The organism is Flavobacterium sp. LK-23, assembly GCF_058135255.1.
Genome location: NZ_JBYUVT010000004.1, coordinates 62,415 through 83,016, shown reverse-complemented (window position 1 = coordinate 83,016; position 20,602 = coordinate 62,415). Strand labels below are relative to the sequence as shown.

At 34.5% G+C, this 20,602-nt stretch carries 14 protein-coding genes; 9 read left to right on the top strand and 5 right to left on the bottom strand.

Features of this window, described 5'->3' with window-relative positions; translation table 11 throughout:
- Window positions 1-6: 6 nt before the first annotated feature.
- Both AC3Y25_RS07915 and AC3Y25_RS07910 read left to right on the top strand, forming a co-directional pair.
- Window positions 7-864 (top strand): SDR family oxidoreductase, encoded by an 858-nt coding sequence (locus tag AC3Y25_RS07915; protein WP_489902371.1) that lies wholly within the window; start codon window positions 7-9, stop codon window positions 862-864.
- Window positions 865-911: 47 nt separating this feature from the next.
- The gene (locus tag AC3Y25_RS07910; RefSeq protein WP_489902370.1) at window positions 912-1,919 is read left to right on the top strand and encodes a VOC family protein; all 1,008 of its coding nucleotides are present in this window, start codon (window positions 912-914) and stop codon (window positions 1,917-1,919) included.
- A gap of 63 nt (window positions 1,920-1,982) precedes the next feature.
- Here AC3Y25_RS07910 and AC3Y25_RS07905 read toward each other — a convergent pair whose 3' ends face one another.
- From AC3Y25_RS07905 to AC3Y25_RS07885, 5 genes are all read right to left on the bottom strand, one after another.
- Window positions 1,983-2,774 (bottom strand): SDR family NAD(P)-dependent oxidoreductase, encoded by a 792-nt coding sequence (locus AC3Y25_RS07905; protein WP_489902369.1) that lies wholly within the window; start codon window positions 2,772-2,774, stop codon window positions 1,983-1,985.
- Between the two features lie 49 nt (window positions 2,775-2,823).
- A complete protein-coding gene (locus AC3Y25_RS07900; RefSeq protein ID WP_489902368.1) occupies window positions 2,824-3,405 on the bottom strand; it encodes a TetR/AcrR family transcriptional regulator in 582 nt (193 codons plus the stop codon).
- A gap of 76 nt (window positions 3,406-3,481) precedes the next feature.
- The gene (locus tag AC3Y25_RS07895) at window positions 3,482-4,468 is read right to left on the bottom strand and encodes an SDR family NAD(P)-dependent oxidoreductase (protein WP_489902367.1); all 987 of its coding nucleotides are present in this window, start codon (window positions 4,466-4,468) and stop codon (window positions 3,482-3,484) included.
- Between the two features lie 321 nt (window positions 4,469-4,789).
- Window positions 4,790-5,614 (bottom strand): hypothetical protein, encoded by an 825-nt coding sequence (locus AC3Y25_RS07890; RefSeq protein WP_489902366.1) that lies wholly within the window; start codon window positions 5,612-5,614, stop codon window positions 4,790-4,792.
- 89 nt (window positions 5,615-5,703) lie between these two features.
- Entirely contained in the window at window positions 5,704-6,504 is an 801-nt protein-coding gene (locus tag AC3Y25_RS07885) for a helix-turn-helix domain-containing protein (RefSeq protein WP_489902365.1), read from the bottom strand.
- A gap of 419 nt (window positions 6,505-6,923) precedes the next feature.
- Here AC3Y25_RS07885 and AC3Y25_RS07880 point away from each other — a divergent pair, with 419 nt between their 5' ends.
- From AC3Y25_RS07880 to AC3Y25_RS07850, 7 genes are all read left to right on the top strand, one after another.
- Window positions 6,924-8,654: a glycoside hydrolase family 43 protein gene (locus AC3Y25_RS07880; RefSeq protein WP_489902364.1), complete on the top strand. Its 1,731-nt coding sequence runs from the start codon at window positions 6,924-6,926 to the stop codon at window positions 8,652-8,654.
- Window positions 8,655-8,802: 148 nt separating this feature from the next.
- Window positions 8,803-10,470 carry a sialate O-acetylesterase gene (locus AC3Y25_RS07875; RefSeq protein ID WP_489902363.1) on the top strand — a complete coding sequence of 556 codons (1,668 nt, stop codon included), beginning with the start codon at window positions 8,803-8,805 and terminating at the stop codon, window positions 10,468-10,470.
- 71 nt (window positions 10,471-10,541) lie between these two features.
- On the top strand, window positions 10,542-12,122 hold the full coding sequence (locus AC3Y25_RS07870; RefSeq protein WP_489902362.1) for a glycoside hydrolase family 43 protein: 1,581 nt from the start codon (window positions 10,542-10,544) through the stop codon (window positions 12,120-12,122).
- Between the two features lie 114 nt (window positions 12,123-12,236).
- Window positions 12,237-14,180, top strand: a complete 1,944-nt coding sequence (locus tag AC3Y25_RS07865) for a glycoside hydrolase family 97 protein (protein WP_489902361.1) — start codon at window positions 12,237-12,239, stop codon at window positions 14,178-14,180.
- A 784-nt stretch (window positions 14,181-14,964) separates the two neighbouring features.
- On the top strand, window positions 14,965-17,973 hold the full coding sequence (locus AC3Y25_RS07860; RefSeq protein ID WP_489902360.1) for a SusC/RagA family TonB-linked outer membrane protein: 3,009 nt from the start codon (window positions 14,965-14,967) through the stop codon (window positions 17,971-17,973).
- A 12-nt stretch (window positions 17,974-17,985) separates the two neighbouring features.
- Entirely contained in the window at window positions 17,986-19,479 is a 1,494-nt protein-coding gene (locus tag AC3Y25_RS07855) for a RagB/SusD family nutrient uptake outer membrane protein (RefSeq protein ID WP_489902359.1), read from the top strand.
- Window positions 19,480-19,609: 130 nt separating this feature from the next.
- Window positions 19,610-20,572 carry a glycoside hydrolase family 43 protein gene (locus AC3Y25_RS07850; protein ID WP_489902358.1) on the top strand — a complete coding sequence of 321 codons (963 nt, stop codon included), beginning with the start codon at window positions 19,610-19,612 and terminating at the stop codon, window positions 20,570-20,572.
- Window positions 20,573-20,602 lie beyond the last annotated feature (30 nt).

The window sequence follows — 20,602 nt, the reverse complement described above, 5'->3', positions numbered from 1 at the left end:
GAAATCATGTCAAAAACAATTTTCATTACAGGAACAAGTACAGGCTTTGGAAAATTAACAGCTGTAACATTAGCAAACGCAGGTCATTCTGTAATTGCAGGAATGCGAAATACAAATGATAAAAATGCCGCTGCTGCGAAAGAATTGCAGGCAATAGAAAACATTGAAGTAGTAGATATCGATGTAACAGATGATGCATCAGTTACTAAAGCAATCGAAAAAGTATTGATTAAATACGGAAAAATTGATGTTTTAATCAATAACGCGGCGGTAAGCGGTTTTGGTTTGCTGGAAGGATATTCTATCGATCAGGTTCGTAAAATGTTTGACGTAAACGTTTACAGCGTACTTCGCATGTATCAGGCAGTGCTTCCTTCTATGAGAAAAGAAAGAAACGGACTCGTAATTAACATTACAACTGGAGCCAGCGCACACACACTTCCATTTATGGTTCCGTACATCGCATCAAAACTGGTGGTTGAAAGTTTTACAGAAGGATTGCAAGACGAACTTGCCGATTACGGAATTGAAAACGTAAGTATTCAGCCTGGGGTTTATCCAACAGAAATGAATAACGGATCTAAAGCGGGTATTCATGCTGATAAAACACAAATTATAGAAGAATATGGAGATGCAGCAACCGAAAAATTCAATGCTTTAGGAACTGCATTATTTGGAAAAATGGCTCAGTTTGATATGAATCCGCAAACCATTGCTGATGGTATTTTAGAATTAGTAAATATGAAAAAAGGGGAGAGACCACTTCGTTTCCCGCTAGACGACATTGCTCAAGGAACCGATAAAGAATTTATAGAAGCTCGCGCCAATATTAAAGCAAAATGGGTAGCAGCTTATACAAATTAATTTCCTCTTTAATACATTTTAATAATTTACTTAAGATTCAAATAATCATGAAAACAACTCATAAAAAATCAAATAAAAAAGTGCAAACTTCAGCCGCTGCAATGCTTAATTTATTAATACTCTTTTCAGCTTCAGAAAAAACAGCTGCACAAACTAGTGCAGGAATCGTCGGAATCGATCACGTCGGAATCAATGTTCCTGATCTTAATAAAGCCGTTACATTTTTTAATGATGTCTTGGGTTTTACGCCCGTAACTCAATTAGGACCAATTCCGCTTGATGCTGACTGGAAAAAACTAAATCACATTAATCCTAATACTGGAGCCGTTACCATAAAAATGATCAATGCAGGAAACGGAGCAAGTATAGAAGTGTTTGAGTATGCTGAAAATAAAGGAAGCAAAACACACCCCAATACAGATGATATTGGAGCCTCTCATATTGCATTTTATGTAAAAGATATTAATGCATCTGTACAATATTTAAAAAGTAAAGGCGTAAAAATAATAGGAGAACCTTTTGCAATGCCTTCTGGAGATACAGCAGGAGAAACTTGGGTTTATTTTGAAACGCCTTGGGGATCTAAAATGGAATTGGTTTCGTATCCTAATGGAAAAGGATATGAAAAAACGAATCCGAAAACGCTATTATGGTCTCCAAAAAATGAAGCAGTAAAAAAAGTTTCTGCAGATGATATCGATTCTAAAAAGAACATGGCAATAGTAGAAAACCATCTTAAAATCTGGAATGAAAAAGAGGAGTTGAAACGTAAAGCGCTACTTAATCAAGTGTATGCGGCTAATGTAGAAATGGTTGATCGTCATTTTATTGCTGAAGGAATTGAGGATATCAGTAAATTTATTGTAGAACTTCAAACTAAAAATCCCGATTTTAAATTTACAGCCAAATCTGTAGAAACCAATCATAATATAGTTCGTTTGTATTGGCAGTTTGGTTCAAAAACAAAACCATCTGTAGTAAGCGGTATGGACTTGTTTGTTATCGAAAATGGTAAAGTTCAGAAACTGTATGTTTTTGTTGACCAAAAAGAATAACTTTTAATTGATTTTGAAAGTTTTAAAAAGCCAGACAATAAGTTCTGGCTTTTTAAATTTCTATTAAATGGTTTTTAAAACACCACCATCTGCTCTTAGAGAAGCTCCATTTGTTGCCAAAGAAAGCGGGCTTGCAAGATAAGTGGCAAGCGATGCAATTTCAGACGGATTTATAAAACGCTGCAATAAAGAATGCGGATTGGTTTGCTGTACAATGCTATTCTTCATTTGTTCCACTTCGATGTTCTGCAGGGATGCTATGTGTTCTATAACAGTTGCAACTCCGTCAGAATAAGTTGGTCCGCCTAGAATGGTATTTACGGTTACTTCTGTTCCAATGGTTAGTTTAGATAAGCCATTGCTCACAGCAGTCATGGCTGCTTTAGTCATTCCGTAATGAATCATATTGCCTGGAATATTTACACCAGATTCAGTGCTTATAAAAATAATTCTTCCTGATTTTTTCTCCAGCATCTGTGGTAAAAGTTTCTTAGAAAGACGAACAGAACTCATCACATTAATTTCAAATATTTTATACCAATCTTCATCTTCAATTTCTTCGAAGTTTTTTAGATCAAATTGACCAACATTATTAATTAGAATATCGATATTATTTAATTGGCCAAGTAGCACGTCTATTTCCTCTTTTTTGCTAAAATCGGCTGCAATTCCAGACACTTTACAGTTTGGAAATTCGGTTTTCAATTTTTGAACTGCCAGATTTGTTTTTTCTTCACCTCTTCCGTTAATAATTACTTCTGCTTTTTCATTTAATAATTGTTGCGCAATTGCAAAACCAATTCCTTGAGTTGATCCGCTGATGAAAGCTTTTTTCCCTTCTAATTTTAAATCCATTTTTTATTATTTATTTTTGTAATGATTGATACATAAATAGTCAAAAAAATTAGCTGATAACAGCTAATTGCATTTCGATCTGATCTTTTAATATTTTCTTGTCAGGATACATTCTGCGGAGCGTATTAAGTCCGCACCAAAACGTGATGAGGTATTTTCCTAGAATTTCAGGAGCAATTTTAGATTGTATATTTCCTTTTACTTGTTCCGTTTTTATGGTTGCTGTAAACATCTGTTCGACTTCTTTTAAAATTTGTACAGCATTTGCTTCAAGGTCTTCATCTATATAAGTCATTTCGACAACTGTATTAGCGATAATACATCCCTTCAAATGTTCATTTGCGTCAGTTTCTGCAATACTTCTAAAAAAATCTTTAATTAATTCTAAAGGCGAATCACTTTTAGCCAATTCATTTTTAAAAGCATCAAAAGCTAGTCTGCGTTCTTCAATAGCTTTTTTAAAGACTTCTTTTTTACCGCCTTTAAAAGTATTGTAGAAACTTCCAGCTCCAGCTCCAGTTGCTTTTTGTAAATCACTTAAAGAGGTTGCACTGTAGCCTTTTTGCCAAAAAACTTCCTGTGCCTTTTTTATGATATTAGAATCTTCATAGATTGTGGGTCTGCCTCTCATTTTATTTATTTTGTAATGATCGATACAAAATTATATAAAAATAATTATGAAACCAATTTTTTTTTAATGTAATCCTTTAAGAAGATTTTTTAAGAACTAAAAACAACGCAGCTGCGATACCTAATCCCATAATTGCGGTTTTGGTAAAATTAGAATCTGTTTTTGAAGGTGGATTCCCGTAGACTCTTAAGGGTTCTTTAGAATTGGTAAGCACATTTCCAGGATTGTTCTCCTTATTTGGGTTAAGTTTCATTTTTAGACGAAGCGCTGTCGATGATGTATTGCTAATTAATTTTGGAAATAATTTATAAGTATTAGTAATTGCCGCCGCTTTAAAATCGGGAAACAAATCTTTTTTAGGATGTTTTGCCAAATAAACCATTTTAGCTGCAGTTTCGCGTGGATCAGAAGCAATAAAAGGAATTTTTATATCAAAGCCCGAATACTTGGCAGAATGAAGATTTCCTGTAGAATTTTGTAACTGAGGATACAAATTGCAAACATGAATATATCTGTGGTTAGAGATTTCTCCCTGCAAACATTCCATCATGCCTTTAATACCGAATTTAGATGCAGAATACACGGCGCTGTAAGGCGCAGGCATAAAGCCGCCAATTGATACATTATTAATTAAAATACCGTGATTTTGATCTTTAAAAATTTTGATTGCATTGTAAGCTCCATGCATGTATCCAAATAAATTGGTTTTTATAACCTGCTGATGAATTTCTAACGGAATTTCTTCAAATTTTCCGCTTGCCATCACTCCGGCATTATTGACCCAGATATCGATTTTACCGCTCATAGAAAGGGCTTCTGTGGCAACTTTCTCTACATCTTCAGCTATAGACGTATCTGCCGAAACACCCACAACAGAAACATTTAATGCTCGGCAAAATTCTACAACTTCATTAATACCTTTCCAGCCTCTGGCAGCGAGAACTAAATTACATCCTTCATGAGCAAAAGCTTCTGCAGCTGCACGACCGACACCACTGCTTGCACCCGTTATAACAACCGTTTTTCCTTTTAGAGCATTGGTATATTTTTCTGCATTTTTCATATCCTAAATATTAAGTGCGTAAAAGCGCATTTTTACTGCGGTGAGTTACTCAAATTGCTTTTTTAGACAAGATAATAATGCGCTTTTCGTTTGTTCTGCTAGAACTATTTTTTAAGATATATTTTTTCTCAGATGTTCTCGTACTGAATATTCTATTTTTTTGATTTAAAAAAAGCATAGCAAGTAATTTAGCAACGAAATAGCTTTTCCGTCTAATTGAAATATAAAATTAGAGTAAAACTATTCGCTCGCTGTTATATAATTACATTTGCTAATTGCTTAATTAAGAGATTGTAAAAGGGCTATTGACTATGAAGTTATTTATCTAATCCTTACAAATTTTAGATGGTCGGTTTTGGTTGTAATAATTAGATCTGTTTTGTGCAAGATGTATTTCCCTTTCAGATAGTTTTTTGTTTTATGCTGCGAGTTCTCGTTAGTTTTTAAAGTTAAAGAATCTTTTGTAAACGAGTATTCGCCATTTATAATGCTATCTAGTCGATCTGTTTTATTAATTTGAAAATGATTCATGATTTCAAAATGCAACCTTTCTTTAGTTTGAAGATTTTCCCAAGTTCCGTAAAAATCATCTTGAGACATGTATTTCGTTTTCATAATACTAAACATGATAAAGAAACCAATGAATACAGCAGGAATATAAACGAATTTTATTACGCTAATCTTATTCATCCATTTGGGTCTATCACTGTTCTGAAACAATGGAGGTTCTTCTAAAAAGTATTTTAGAAAAACTTTATAATCAGAAAATAGTACAAACAATGCCATTAGGGTTAATGTTATCGCAATCTCTTTTGCATTAATATCATAAGCAAAATCGGTAAGAAGAATATTGACCATAAAAGTTAGGAAAAGAATAATCCCTATTCTTGTCGTTTTCCTAAAAAAGAGCAGAAACGAGCTTATAATTTGAGTAACGGCAATAACAATCGGGTACCAATTGCAGTAGCCATAATAATACCAAGTAAGTCGAAAACCATCTAGAGAACCAATAGGCATATCGTACACGCTTGGCTGTGATACAAATTGGGTTTTTAATATTTTACCATAAGCATATAAGATTATAATGGTAGCTAGAAAGTATCTGCAAAAGGTGTGTAAAAAAAGATGGATTTTTTGCCAGTTCATATTTTTTGGGATTTTTTTATTTTACATTATTTGGTATGGGGTAAAAGTATAGTATCCCAAAATCGCAGAATTGTACAAATGGAAACTGTTTAGACAAACAGCCAAATATTTTCTTTTTCTGTATCTATATTTTTGAAAAATATTTGTGGATTCCTGTTTGTGAGCTCTTTAAAGTTTCGAATAAAATGAGATTGATCATAAAAATCATATTGAGACAACTCAGAAAAATTCTTGCTTTGCTTCTGTTTAAGAATTGAGTTTCTAAAACGATGAATTTTTCGGTACTCTGAAGGCGATTTGCCAATATGTTTTGTAAAAAGCTTATTCAAATATTGCCTGCTCATTTGATGTTTAAGAGCGATTTCTTCAATCTTTTCATCGCTTTCAATATCGGCAAGTATTTTTTCAAGTAAAGAAAAATCTTTGACCTGTAATTTAGAAAGCAAGTAGTCTTCAAGTTCCTGACTTTGTTTGTCTTTAGCTAAATCGAAAATTTCAATCATTTTAGCATTAAAGTCAGGCATGAAAGTAAAATCCAGAATAGTGCCTTCTGAAAAAATACTTTTGGAATCGGATAAAAACTGACTTATTCCTAATGGCTTAAAGTAAATCGTGACCTCGTTTATAAGCTCTTTGTAATGAATTTTAATAGGCTTAGTATAACGAGAAACTACACAGGTCATGATATTTTTATCTGACGATGACTTTATGATGACTTCGTTATCTTGTATTTCAACATCTAGATCTTCATTGGTGGTTAGAATGCAGAAATTATTAGGGAAAGTGAGATATTGTATAGAGCCCGAATTTTTATCTTTTGAAATAAAATAATATCCTTCAATATATTTTTTTAAAATGTCATTTTTCGGCTGATAAAAATCCAGATTCATTTGTTCTCTTTGAGGTAATTGGTAAAGGTTTATTCTTTTAGGAATAGTATTGATAAAACTAAAGTAGCAAATTAAAGTTTGCACTATCGTTGATCGTTCATTATTTTTTAAAGATAAAATTTGTTCATTAAAGAGACTGCTATTTTGAAAACGATATATCGGCTCATTATGTTGTGAGGAATGGCAAACTGTTGAAATTGAACTTGCGATATTTTTACTTTTTTATGCTTAATTATATAATAAATATGTTTTTTAAGGTGATTTTTTTTGTAGTTCATAAAAATAAATAACACAACCGATTGCGTTTGATTGATATTTTTTTATATTTGTAATAAATACACTTATAAATTGCTGTTTCATTTCAGATCTTTAAGTGTTAAAATAACTGAGCTAACAAAACCAATTTTAATAATTAACCAATGATCACAAAAAAAATATCTTTTTTATTTGTTATGGGATTTTTATGTTTTTTCTCCCTGACAGCCCAAGAGAAAAAATCAAAGAAAACAGCAGACAAGCGATCTCCGGTCTTTTCTAGTGTTACCTATCAAGGAGATGATGAAATCTATAAAAAAAATCCCTTAAAGCCCGATGAATTCTATTCTCCAATTCTTCAAGGATGTTATCCAGATCCAGCCATTACAAGAAAAGGAGACGATTACTATATGGTATGCTCTTCATTTGCCATGTTTCCAGGAGTGCCAATTTTTCATTCTAAAGATTTGGTAAACTGGACTGATTTAGGTGGAGTATTGAATAATGTTTCAGAGTTTAATCCGCATGATACGCGTATCAGTGCTGGGGTTTATGCGCCGGGAATTACTTATAATTCTCATAATGACACTTTCTACATGATTGTAACGGCATTTACGGGAAATATGGGAAATATTATTGTAAAAACTAAAGATCCGAAAAAAGGATGGGGAAGTCCAATTAAATTGGCTTTTAACGGAATTGATCCTTCTATTTTCTTTGATGATAATGGCAAAGGTTATGTGGTGCACAATGATGCTCCAGATAAAGGGAAAGAATTGTATGAGGGTCATCGTGTGATTAAAGTCTGGGAATACGATTTAGAGAAAGATCAGGTTATTCCTGGTACAGATAAAATTATAGTAGATGGTGGCGTTGATCTTTCTAAGAAACCCATATGGATAGAAGCTCCTCATTTATATAAAAAAGACAATCGTTATTATTTAATGTGTGCCGAAGGAGGTACAGGAGGAAATCATAGTGAGGTTATTTTTATTAGCGATAGTCCAAAAGGCCCTTTTAAGCCATCATCCAATAATCCGATTCTTACTCAAAGATATTTCCCTCAAAACAGACCCAATAAAGTAGATTGGGCAGGACATGCCGATTTAGTGCTAGGTCCTGATAATAAATATTATGGAGTATTTTTAGGAATTCGTCCAAATGAAAAAGACAGAGTAAATGCAGGACGAGAAACGTTTATGTTGCCCGTAGATTGGTCGGGGACTTTTCCTGTTTTTGAAAATGGTTTAATTCCAATGGGATCAAAATTAAAAATGCCAAATGGTGTAGAAAACAAAACGGGTAAAGACGGTTTTTTTCCTAATGGTAATTTTACATTTACAGAGAATTTTACCTCAGAAAAACTAGATTACAGATGGATAGGATTGAGAGGCCCGAGAGAGCATTTTATTTCTATTGTTAAAAAAGGATTGCAGATTAATCCGTTTCCGGTAAATATCAAAGAACTAAAACCAACTTCGACATTATTCTACAGACAGCAGCACAATAATTTTTCTTTTGAAACCACATTAGAGTATAAACCTAACTCTGAAAAAGATTTGGCAGGAATAGTATGTCTTCAAAATGAACATTTCAATTATGTTTTTGGAATAACTAAAAAAGGAAAAGATACTTATGTTCTGCTGCAAAGAACAGAAAATGGTCAATCTGAAATTGTAGCCAGTACAAAAATTGAGATTAAGGGTGCAATGCGTCTTCAAGTTAAAGCTACAGGAGATAATTATCAGTTTAGTTACGCTTTAAATGGTGCCGATTTTCAAAATCTGGGAAGCGCCGTCTCAGGAGATATCCTTTCAACAAATGTAGCGGGAGGATTTACAGGAGCTTTAGTAGGTTTATATGCTACTGCATTCAATAATGCAATTCCGAAATAAAATACAAAAAACAACAGCAGGATTACGGGATCGGGCTCAAATGCATGAATCCGAAAAAACAACTTTGATGCAGTAATTGATTTTGAAAAAGAATCGGGGAAGCAGTAGATTTAAACTTATTTAATTAAAGCAGATTTAACAAGATATCATGAAATCAATACTTAAGTTTTTCGCAGTTACAGTTCTTTTTTTTGCAGGATATAATGGATATTCTCAGGATCCAAATTTTCATGTCTATTTAAGTTTTGGACAATCTAATATGGAGGGTGCTGCGCCAATAGAAGCTGAAGACAAGACAAATGTAGATCCTCGTTTTCAGGTTCTGCAAGCAGTAAATTGTCCAGATTTAAATCGTGAGATGGGGCAATGGTACACAGCGATACCGCCATTATGCAGATGTAAAACTGGATTGACACCAACAGATTATTTTGGAAGAACAATGATTGCCCATCTGCCTAAAAACATAAAAGTAGGAGTGGTAAATGTTGCAGTTGGAGGTTGTAAAATTGAGCTTTTTGATAAAGACAATTTCGAAAACTACATGAAAACAGCGCCGGACTGGATGCTCGGAATGATCAAAGAATATAATGGAAGTCCTTATGCGAGACTTGTTGAAATGGCAAAAATTGCACAGAAAAAAGGCGTTATAAAAGGAATATTATTACACCAAGGAGAATCAAATACTGGGGATACACTTTGGCCCAAAAAGGTCAAAATTGTATACGACAATTTGATGAAAGATTTGAATTTAGACCCTAAGAAAGTGCCTTTACTTTCTGGAGAGACCGTTCATGAAGACCAAAATGGGAAATGTGCGAGCATGAATAAAATTATTGCGACACTGCCTCAGACCATTCCAACGTCTTATGTAATTTCATCAAAAGGTTGTGCAGTTGCTACAGATTTGCTCCATTTTAATGCGGTAGGATATAGAGAATTAGGAAAGCGTTATGCAGAAAAAATGCTTTCATTATTGGGTTATAAATCAGATAATTCTAAAGAGCCTTTTGTCGTTCATGCGCCCATAGGTTTTGATCAGTTGAATCCAGCAGTTCCAGCTGGAAAAGTAGAAGCTGTAAGTTATAATTCAAAGACAGTTGGAACAGTTAGAAAAGCCACTATTTACACGCCACCAGGATTTGTTAAAAATAAAAAATATCCAGTTTTATATCTTTTACACGGAATTGGAGGAGACGAAAAAGAATGGTTGAACGGTGGAAATCCGCAGATTATTTTAGACAATCTTTATGCAGAAGGAAAACTAAAGCCCATGATTGTGGTAATGCCAAACGGAAGAGCGATGAAAGATGACAATGCTTCTGGAAATATAATGGCACCAGACAAAGTGCAGGCATTTGCAGATTTTGAAAAAGATCTATTAAATGATTTAATTCCTTTTGTTGAAAAAAAATACAATGTTTTCAAAGACAGAGAACATCGTGCCATTGCAGGATTATCTATGGGAGGGGGACAGTCTCTAAATTTCGGTTTAGGAAATTTAGACAAGTTTGCATGGATAGGCGGATTTTCGTCGGCTCCAAATACTAAGAAGACAGAAGAGCTAGTGCCTAATCCTGAGGAAACTAAAAAGAAACTGAAACTGCTTTGGATTTCTTGCGGAGATAATGACTGGCTGATTGAAAACAGTAGACGCACTCACGATTATTTATTTAAAAATAATGTCCCGCACATTTATTATTTAGAGCCTGGAGTTCACGATTTTAAAGTATGGAAGAATAGTTTGTACATGTTTTCGCAGTTATTATTTAAACCCGTTGATGAATCTAGTTTTGCAAAATATACCATGATTTATTGATGTATTCGCTATTATTCAATTAGTTTAATATTCCTGTCAGATATTTTTTAGAAATACCGAAAATAGAAATTATGATAAAAACACAAGATTTTATATATGCTGTTCTGGCCATTACAATGAACATTTTGGCAAGTCAGGCTCAAAAGGACAAAGCTCAAAATCCCATTATTTTTGCAGATGTGCCAGATTTATCTATAATCAGAGTAAACGACACATATTATATGAGTAGTACAACGATGCATATGAATCCTGGTGTTCCTATTATGAAATCTAAAGATTTAGTGAATTGGCATCTTGTTAATTACGCTTACCAAACTTTAGAGGATAATGATGATCGGCTGAATTTAGATTATGGAAAAAATGACTACGGCAGGGGTTCTTGGGCAAGTAGTCTGCGTTATCATAATGGTTTGTATTATGTGAGTACTTTTTCGGGCACAACAGGTAAAACGTATATTTTTTCTACAAAAGATATTGAAAAAGGACCTTGGAGAAGAATTGTATTAAACAATTCCTACCATGATCATTCGCTTTTCTTTGATGATAATGGTAAAGTTTACCTTGTCTGGGGAGGCGGAAAACTTCAGATTGTGGAGTTAAAAGAGGATTTATCAGAAGTAAAAGAAGAGACTAAAAAAGTTTTAATAGAAAATGTAAATGAACCTGCTAAAAGCGATATAATGCTGCCGGCTGAAGGATCACAGCTTTTTAAAATTAATGGAAAATATTATTTATTTAATATCTGCTGGCCCAAAAACGGTATGCGCATGGTAATCATACATAGAGCAGATTCGATTGCTGGGCCTTGGGAAGGAAAGATTGGACTGCAGGATTTAGGCGTAGCACAAGGCGGACTTATTGATACTCCAGATGGCAGATGGTTTTCGTATTTGTTTAGAGATGCAGGTGGCGTTGGCCGTATTCCGTATCTGGTTCCTGTAAAATGGGAAAACGGTTGGCCGGTATTGGGGGAAAATGGTAAAGTGCCAGAAACTCTAAACCTTCCTGCCAATAAAAGCCTGATTCCCGGAATTATAAACTCAGATGAATTTACTCGTAAAAAAGGTAAAAATGATTTGCCGCTGGTTTGGCAATGGAATCATAATCCAGATAATAAGTTTTGGTCTGTTAAAGAGAGAAAAGGGTACTTAAGATTAAAAACATCCAGAATAGACAGCAGTTTTACGCAGGTAAAAAATATTTTGACGCAAAGAACTTTCGGTCCTGTATGCTCAGGATCAGCCTTGTTGGAACTTTCAAATATGAAAGAAGGAGATTTTGCAGGACTTTCATTGCTACAAAAAGATTTTGGTCTCGTTGGAGTAAAAATCGAGAATGGCAAGAAAAAAATCATCATGATAAATGCTGAAAATGGAAATCCCAAAGAAATAGAAAGCGTTTTATTGAATCAGGACAAAATCTATTTTAAAGCCGAATGCAATTTTAAAAACCAAGCCGACCGAGGAAAGTTTTATTACAGCTTAGATGGTAAAAAATGGATTAGTATCGGTAAACCAATAAATATGCCGTACACACTTCCGCATTTTATGGGCTATCGATTTGGACTGTTTAATTATGCTTCAAAAACAATTGGAGGTTCTACAGATTTTGATTATTTCAAGGTGAATGATAAAATTTCAGAAACGAAGTAAACTATATCTTTATACTTCGCATGTCAAAGACAATTCTACTTGTTTTACCATGAATCATTTTCACACATAAAAAACATTTTAAAAATTCTTTTATCAAAAGATAAATCTATAATTATGAATCTTAAAAGTTTAATGCTCCTATGTTTGGTTAGCTTTTTAAAACTAAACGCTCAGTCCACAGTAAAAAGTCCAGACGGAAAACTAATAGTTTCGGTTTCTATAAGTAATGGAATTCCATTGTACAGCATTACATACAATGAAAAGAGTTTTGTTGAAAAATCTCCATTAGGTTTAAAAACAAATGCAGGAGATTTTAGCTCTGGCTTGTCTCTAGAATCAAATGTGAAACAAAATAGAATAGACGAGACCTATCAATTGCGCAATATAAAACAAAGTAGCGTTCATTATATAGCGAACGAAGCTGTTTTTTCATTCACAAAAGAAGGAACATCAGTACTTGATGTGATTTTTAGAGTCAGTAACAACAATGTGGCATTTAAGTATAAATTATATCCGCAGAAAGAAACACTTTCTTGTGTGGTTCAAGAAGAGGTCTCAGGATTTTTATTGCCAAAAGAAACTACTACATTTCTTTGTCCGCAAAGTAATCCAATGACAGGATTTGCTAGAACAGCTCCTAGCTACGAGACTTCCTATACACTGGATGATGCGGTCGGAAAAAATGGATTAGGAAATGGATATACATTTCCATGTCTATTTAAGGTCAATAACAGCGGATGGGTCTTAATTTCTGAAACAGGTGTAGATAGCGGTTATTGTGCAAGCAGGTTAATGGGGCATGAAAATGGGTTGTATACAATCGGATTTCCAATGCCCGGAGAGAATAACGGAAACGGAACAACAGCACCAGGAATGCCGCTTACGGGAGAAACACCATGGCGCACCATTACAATTGGAGAAACACTTGCTCCGATAGTTGAAACCACTATTCCGTTTGATTTAGTTAAACCAAAATATGAAGCGTCTAAAGAATATGCATTTACAAAAGGAACTTGGAGCTGGATTATAAAAATGGATGGCAACACCACGTTTCCTGTGCAAAAGCAATATATTGATTTTAGTGCCTCGATGGGATATGAAACTGTTTTAGTTGATGCGCTTTGGGATACGCAAATAGGCCGTGATAAAATAGCAGAGTTAGCGGCATACGGCGCTCAGAAAGGCATAGGACTTTATTTATGGTACAATTCAAATGGGTATTGGAATGATGCTCCGCAGGGACCGAGGGGATTAATGGATAATGCCGCTATTCGACGTAAAGAAATGGCATGGATGAAAAGCATTGGGATTAAAGGCATTAAAGTTGACTTTTTTGGAGGTGATAAGCAGGTAACCATGAAATTATATGAAGATATTTTAACAGATGCGAATGATTTTGGAATTATGGTCATTTTTCATGGCTGTACTTTACCGCGAGGTTGGGAACGAATGTATCCTAATTTTGCATCTAGCGAAGCGGTTTTGGCAAGTGAAAATCTGCATTTTGGGCAGCAAAGCTGTGATAATGAAGCTGTAAATGCTGCAACACATACTTTTATTAGAAACACGGTAGGAAGCATGGATTTTGGAGGAAGCGCTTTAAATAAATTCTACAACAGTGATAACATTGCAAATAAAGGCTCAAAAAGAATAACTTCTGATGTGTTTGCTTTGGCTACTTCAGTACTTTTTCAAAGCGGCGTGCAGCATTTTGCCTTAGCGCCAAATAATTTGCATGACGCTCCAGATTGGGCTATAAAATTTATGAAAGAAGTGCCTACAGTATGGGATGAGGTTCGCTTTTTGGATGGATACCCAGGCAGATATGTATTGCTGGCCAGAAGGAAAGGGACAAAGTGGTATATCGCTGGAATTAATGCTGAAAATAAAACCCTTAGAACCAAACTAAAATTAGACATGTTTTCTTCTGGGACAGCGGTAAATTATTACACAGATGATGATCAGCTAAATGGGAAAGTAAATACTCTAAAAATAAATAAAAACAAAGAAGTAGAAATAAAAATACCTCGCAATGGAGGGATTGTAATAATCAATTAAAACAACTTGAATAATTAGTATTAAAATAAGTTAATCTGATTTATTTTGATCAAAAGCCAGTGCCCCAAAAGTTAGATGCTATTTGGGGCATTTTTATGAAGAAACCAAACAAGACTTTAGACTAATAGAACTTATGCAGAAAAGGATTCCTAGAGTTATTTGCGATACACGTAAAAGGACTCATCAAAATTTTATAGCTCGATGCAGATTATGGAACTAATCGTATCGGGCTTTTTTTTGTTTTAGGCAGCTCTACAAATGGCTTCAAGTAGAGTTTTTTGTTTTTAACAACCGATTGTTGTTTTGTTTTTCTTGTCATTTTTGAGACTTTTTCTTTATAAGATAAATTGTAAAACAAAACTTTTTAACTCATTTTAGTACTATAATATTTACTTTATAATCATTTTCAAATGAAAATATTAGATTTTTCTTATATTATATTTTTTGTATAAAATTGGTCAGTTAGCTACTGAATTATTATAATTTATTTGAAATTTATTTTCAGAATAAATTATTATTATTATTTTAAGCTTAAAAATATTTTTAATGTTTTTATTTTAGTCTTTTTTTGTGTTTATTTTAAATAAAATATAATGCAACCGATTGTTTTATTGATTGTTTTTTTATATTTGTTACCAAAATATTACAATTTTCGGAAATCAATTTTTTCAAAAAAGAAAAGATTTCAAAATAAATAACCAAATAAAAATACCACCAATGAACTTTTATTACAAGTAACTTAAACAAACCATTAACTATTTAAACCAAACAAAAAACTATTAAAATGAACTTAAAACTTAAAATTGCACTAATCGGACTGCTGATCGTGGGCAGTCATAGTATAATGGCACAATCAAAGACCATTCATGGCGTGATTACCGACCCCTCAGGATTTCCGTTACCTGGTGCCGGTATTAATGTAGAAGGAACGCAGAATAGCGCATCAACCGATTTTGACGGTAAATACTCTTTAAAAGGAGTTAATCCGACCGATAAAATAACTTTTTCTTATGTGGGCTTAGTATCACAGACTATTACTGTGGGCGAAAGAAGCTCGATCAATGTAACTCTTGTTCAATCTACACAAAATTTAAATGAAGTTGTAGTAGCCTATGGTACTCAAAAGAGAACTAAGGTTACTGGTGCAGTTTCAACCGTAAGCTCAAAAGATATTGCCGCTGTACCTATTACAAATGCTGAATCTGCACTGCAAGGACGCGCGGCAGGGGTTACAGTTGTAAATGGCGCACCAGGCTCTAATCCTACAGTTAGTATTCGTGGTCTGGCTACCATGGGAAATAGTGCTCCGCTTTACGTAATTGACGGAGTTTTAACTGGAAATCTTTCTGGTTTAAGCCCTAATGACATTGAGAGCATTTCTGTTTTGAAAGACGCTTCTACTACAGCTCTATATGGTTCTAAAGCTTTTAATGGCGTTATTATGGTGACTACCAAAAAAGGTAAAAAAGGACCAGGTCAGTTAAGCTTTGGCACTTACGTTGGAGGGCAGGAAGTGACAAAAAGGTATAATGTTTTAAATACACAGCAATACCTTCAATACGCTAAAGATTTAGGAAGTGATTTAACGGCTAGGGCAGCTGAGTTTGGAAACATAAATACCAACTGGCAAGACCAGATTTTTCAAACAGGACTTATGCAGGATTACAATTTGAGTTTTTCAAATGGTACAGAGAATTCTACAAGCCGCTATTCTGCTGAATATATGAAACAGGAGGGGGCTATTGTTAATACAGGCTTCGAACGTTATTCTTTTAGAGCTAATAACACGCAAGATATTGGTAAATTAAAAATAGGAAGCAATATTGGTGTTTCTTTCAGTACCATTAATCCAGAACGTACTGCAGGAGGAAGAACATTATTAGAGCATGCTATAAAAATGGCACCTTATTTACCGATATATAATCAAGATAATTTAGGCGGCTACCAAGGACCTAGCGCTATTGATGGCAATGACGCTGAAAATCCTGTTCGTGTAGCTAATTTAGGATATCAGAAAATAAATAACTTATCTATAATTGGAAACATTTATGCTGAATTAGAAATTTACAAGGGTTTAAAATTCAGATCACAAGTTTCTTTAGATTATTATACAGGTAAAGATCATACTTTCATTCCGAGTTTTCAAGATGGTTCTTATCATAAGCAGGCGTTTTCTTCAACAAACGAAACAAATTCTCAAGGACAGACTATCGTTTTTGATAATAGTTTGACTTATAAAACTACTATCGCAAACAAACATAATCTGGAAGTTCTAGGAGTTATTACTAAAATTGATGGAAAATCGCAAAGTGTAGCAGCTGGCAGCCGTTACTATATTTCAAATGAAATTGATCAGTTGAGATATAATGAAGGAAGTTTAGGATCTGCAAATTATGAAGAAAAAAACTTAGGCTATATTGTTCGTATTAACTATGACTACGATGACAAATATATGTTGGCAGTTTCAGGACGTAGAGATGCATCTTCTCGTTTTGGATCAAATAATCGCTGGGGTAATTTTTATTCTGTTGCTGCAGGTTGGAATATAGCAAAGGAAAATTTCATGCAAAATTCTATTTTCAGCACATTAAAACTTAGAGCTAGTACAGGAACAACAGGAAATGACAGAATAGACAATTACCAATACAGCGCTACTTTAATAGCAAATTACAATTATCCAATTGGAGGAGCGAATGCACCTGGAGTTTCTCTGGGAGTGGCAGCGAATCCAGACTTAAAATGGGAGTCAAAATTAGATAGAAATATTGGTCTTGATTTTGGATTTTTTGACGAAAAGCTAACGGGTTCATTTGAATATTTCAACAATAAGAGTAGCGATATTCTTTTTGCAGTTCCTCTTGCAGCTTCTGTTGGATCTGCAGGCGGTGGAACACAGATTCAAAATATTGCTGACGTGAAAGTAAGTGGTTTTGAAGTTTCGATTGGGTACAACGACAGGAAAGGAGACTTTACATGGTCTGCTGTGGCAAATTTAGGTACTAGTAAAAATGAGGTGGTGAGTTTAGCTCCAGGGGTATCGAGCGTTTTAGGCGGACCTGCACCAAGAGCAGGTTTAGAGAATTTTTCAAGATTAGAAGTAGGTCAGCCGTTATTTTACTTTTATGGATATCAGACCAATGGAATTTATCAAAATCAAGCAGAAGTAGATGCTGTTTTTGGGCCAGGGCAGACATCTGTAAAACCGGGTGATATCAAAATTGTTGATCGTGATGGAAATAAAGTGATTAACTCAGATGATAAAACAAATATCGGAAATCCGTATCCTGATTTTACCTATGGTTTAAACCTTAGCGCAGCGTATAAAAACTTTGATTTCAATTGCTTTATAACTGGTGTGGCAGGTAACGACATCTACAATGCAAACACTTTTGATCTAAAAGGAATGAACCGTCTGTTTAATGCCAGCACAGATGTTTTAGATAGAGCAAATGTTGTCAATGGCGTTGTTACCAATCCTTCTGCAACATTGCCAAGAGCTCAAGGTGCAGATATTAACTGGTCTTCTGCAAACCAACGTTATATAGAAGATGGTTCTTTTACGAGATTAAAAAACATCGCTTTAGGATATACACTATCTGGTGATGCTTTTAAAAGCTATTTCTCAAAAGCAAGATTCTACGTAAGCGGACAGAACCTTATTACCATTACAAATTACTCAGGTCTAGATCCAGAAATTGCACGTGCAGATGCTAATGCAAACTCAGCAGGTATTGATTTAGGAAGGTATCCACAGCCAAAATCGGTGATTTTTGGAATTGATGTTACATTTTAATATTTAAAGACGATGAAAAAAATTAAATATATACTTATAGTACTGTCTGGAGTTTTAACCATAACTTCATGTGACACGGGCGAATTAGAATTGAATAATCCCAATGCTTTATCGCCTGAAACTTTCTTTAAAACTGAGGCACAGGTGCAGTCTGCTGTAAATGCTTCTTATGCAAATCTTCAGACCAGAGGGCTTTATGGAAGAAATCTTTTCTTTGCCATGGATCTTATGGGGCATGACGCTTTAGGGAACCCGCAGTTAGAAGGTAACAAGAAACCTTTTCAGGATTTTTCTTTTAACGGAGGAAATGATATTATTCAATATTACTGGGAATCTTGTTATATGGGAATCTCCAGAGCGAATTTTGTGCTAGATAACGAGCAGAAAATTAACGCTCTTCCAGCTTCTATTTTATCTCAAGAAAAAAAGAACAAATACTTAGGAGAAGCTCATTTTTTAAGAGCTTACTATTACTTTCTACTTGTAAAACGTTTTGGTGATTTGCCAATTTATAAAACAAATACTATTGTCGGTAATGCAAGAAGCCCTAAAGCAGAGGCTTATGCTTTGATTGAAGAGGATCTTGTATTTGCATCTCAAAATCTTTTGCCAAGAGGATCAGAATCAGCAGGAAGAGCCAATAAAGAAGCCGCTTATGCACAATTGGGTAAAGTATTGCTATATCAAAAGAAATATACTGAAGCTTTAGCAGCGTTTAATAATGTGACAGGTTTCAGTCTGGAAGATAAAGGGAATTTTTATAACAACTTTATGGAAGAAACGGAACATGGTAAAGAATCGATTTTTGAAATTGAGTTTGATGAAAAAAATGGAACTGGCGATCAATGGGGTGCTGTTGGTGATAGTGGAGGAACAGGCTTTGAGGAGTCAACACTAAGAGGTCAGGAATATGGAAATCTTAGCTGGTATAATGTTTATCCGTCAGACGATCTTTTAGATTCGTATGAAGCAGGAGATAACCGTTTTGGAGATACTTTTTATGTGCCAGGATCGTCTTATTTAAAAGGGACTAAGATAATGGTAGCAGGTAATTTTACAACTTCTGCAGGTATTAGAAGAGCAGGCTGGAAAAAATATCAAAACTATTACAATAGAGAAGATGAAGCAACAAGATCAAGCATCAACTTTAAAGTAATGCGTTATGCAGATGTGCTGCTTATGAAAGCAGAATGTGAAAACCAAAGAGATGGCGGTTCGCAGACAGCGGCAATAGCATATATCAAAGAGGTGCGCGATAGAGCCAATCTGACAACTAATATTGCTCCAACAAAAGAGGCTGTTTTTGCAGCAATTGTTCACGAACGTCAAGTAGAATTTGCCGGAGAACAATCTCGTTTTGATGATATTATAAGATGGGGTATAGCAAATACTGTATTACAAGGAACAGGTTTTACTGCTGGTAAAAGCGAGTTATGGCCAATACCAAACAGAGAAACCTCGTCTAATCCTAAAATAAAGCCTAGTGATAATAATCCTGGTTATTAAGGCTTTAAATTTTGGTTAGTTTAAGTTAAGTTAGTTTTTTATAAACAGCGCATTTACTGCGCTGTTTATTGTTTAGAGAAAAACTATCGAAAAAAAATCAAATGGCATTTTGAATTAATTGAATCAAAAAATGAAAAATATAAGTAAAATTTTATTGGTGATCATTTCTTGTTTTTTTACAGTAAACATAGAAGCACAAAACCCTATTATTAAAGACATCTTTACAGCAGATCCTGCTCCTCTTGTACACAAGGGAATCTTGTATTTATATACAGGTCACGATGTAGCAACTCAGGAGGATACTAATTATAAAATGGCTGACTGGCATGTATTTTCGACAACAAACATGAAAGACTGGAAAGATCACGGAGCGCTGCTTTCGCCTAGCATATTTTCATGGGCAACGGGCGATGCATATGCAGCTCAATGCATCGAGAGAGACGGAAAGTTTTATTGGTTTGTTTCGACATTTCATAAAAAAGATGAGGTAAGCCAAGGCGGTGCAGCAATAGGCGTTGCGGTATCAGATAGTCCTACAGGCCCTTTTAAAGATGCTATTGGAAAAGCCCTTATCATAAACGAAATGACAACCGATATGAAGTACGGTTGGGATGATATTGACCCGACTGTGTTTGTGGATGACGACGGGCAAGCGTATATGTTTTGGGGCAACGGAAGCTGCAAATGGGTTAAACTTAAAAAGAATATGATAGAGCTAGATGGAGCTATTACCACTTTTAAACCTAAAAATTACATTGAAGGGCCATGGGTTTATAAAAGAAAAGGACTTTATTATTTAGTATATGCCAGTGAAGGCACAAAACCTGAAATGATAGAATATTGCACCGCTAAAAATATTACGGGTCCATGGACGTATCAAGGAATTATTCAGGAAAATGTGCAGAATAGTTTTACCACACATCCTGGTATTATAGATTATAAAGGAAAATCATACTTCTTTTATCATAACGGAAGTCTGCCAACAGGCGGCAGCTATAGACGTTCCATATGTGTAGATTATATGCATTATAATAAAGATGGCACTATTCAGAAAATAATGCAAACTGCAGAAGGAGTAAGTAGAATCAAGTAAAAAGCAGATTTAATTTTTCAAATGAAACGA

Excerpts from the sequence above, each read along its gene's own strand:
- AC3Y25_RS07915 (WP_489902371.1), top strand. The coding sequence starts at position 7 with ATGTCAAAAACAATTTTCATTACAGGAACAAGTACAGGCTTTGGAAAA.
- AC3Y25_RS07850 (WP_489902358.1), top strand. The coding sequence starts at position 19,610 with ATGAAAAATATAAGTAAAATTTTATTGGTGATCATTTCTTGTTTTTTT.
- AC3Y25_RS07895 (WP_489902367.1), bottom strand. The coding sequence starts at position 4,468 with ATGAAAAATGCAGAAAAATATACCAATGCTCTAAAAGGAAAAACGGTT.
- AC3Y25_RS07870 (WP_489902362.1), top strand. The coding sequence starts at position 10,542 with ATGATAAAAACACAAGATTTTATATATGCTGTTCTGGCCATTACAATG.
- AC3Y25_RS07875 (WP_489902363.1), top strand. The coding sequence starts at position 8,803 with ATGAAATCAATACTTAAGTTTTTCGCAGTTACAGTTCTTTTTTTTGCA.
- AC3Y25_RS07900 (WP_489902368.1), bottom strand. The coding sequence starts at position 3,405 with ATGAGAGGCAGACCCACAATCTATGAAGATTCTAATATCATAAAAAAG.
- AC3Y25_RS07905 (WP_489902369.1), bottom strand. The coding sequence starts at position 2,774 with ATGGATTTAAAATTAGAAGGGAAAAAAGCTTTCATCAGCGGATCAACT.
- AC3Y25_RS07855 (WP_489902359.1), top strand. The coding sequence starts at position 17,986 with ATGAAAAAAATTAAATATATACTTATAGTACTGTCTGGAGTTTTAACC.
- AC3Y25_RS07865 (WP_489902361.1), top strand. The coding sequence starts at position 12,237 with ATGAATCTTAAAAGTTTAATGCTCCTATGTTTGGTTAGCTTTTTAAAA.
- AC3Y25_RS07880 (WP_489902364.1), top strand. The coding sequence starts at position 6,924 with ATGATCACAAAAAAAATATCTTTTTTATTTGTTATGGGATTTTTATGT.
- AC3Y25_RS07910 (WP_489902370.1), top strand. The coding sequence starts at position 912 with ATGAAAACAACTCATAAAAAATCAAATAAAAAAGTGCAAACTTCAGCC.
- AC3Y25_RS07860 (WP_489902360.1), top strand. The coding sequence starts at position 14,965 with ATGAACTTAAAACTTAAAATTGCACTAATCGGACTGCTGATCGTGGGC.
- AC3Y25_RS07890 (WP_489902366.1), bottom strand. The coding sequence starts at position 5,614 with ATGAACTGGCAAAAAATCCATCTTTTTTTACACACCTTTTGCAGATAC.
- AC3Y25_RS07885 (WP_489902365.1), bottom strand. The coding sequence starts at position 6,504 with ATGAATCTGGATTTTTATCAGCCGAAAAATGACATTTTAAAAAAATAT.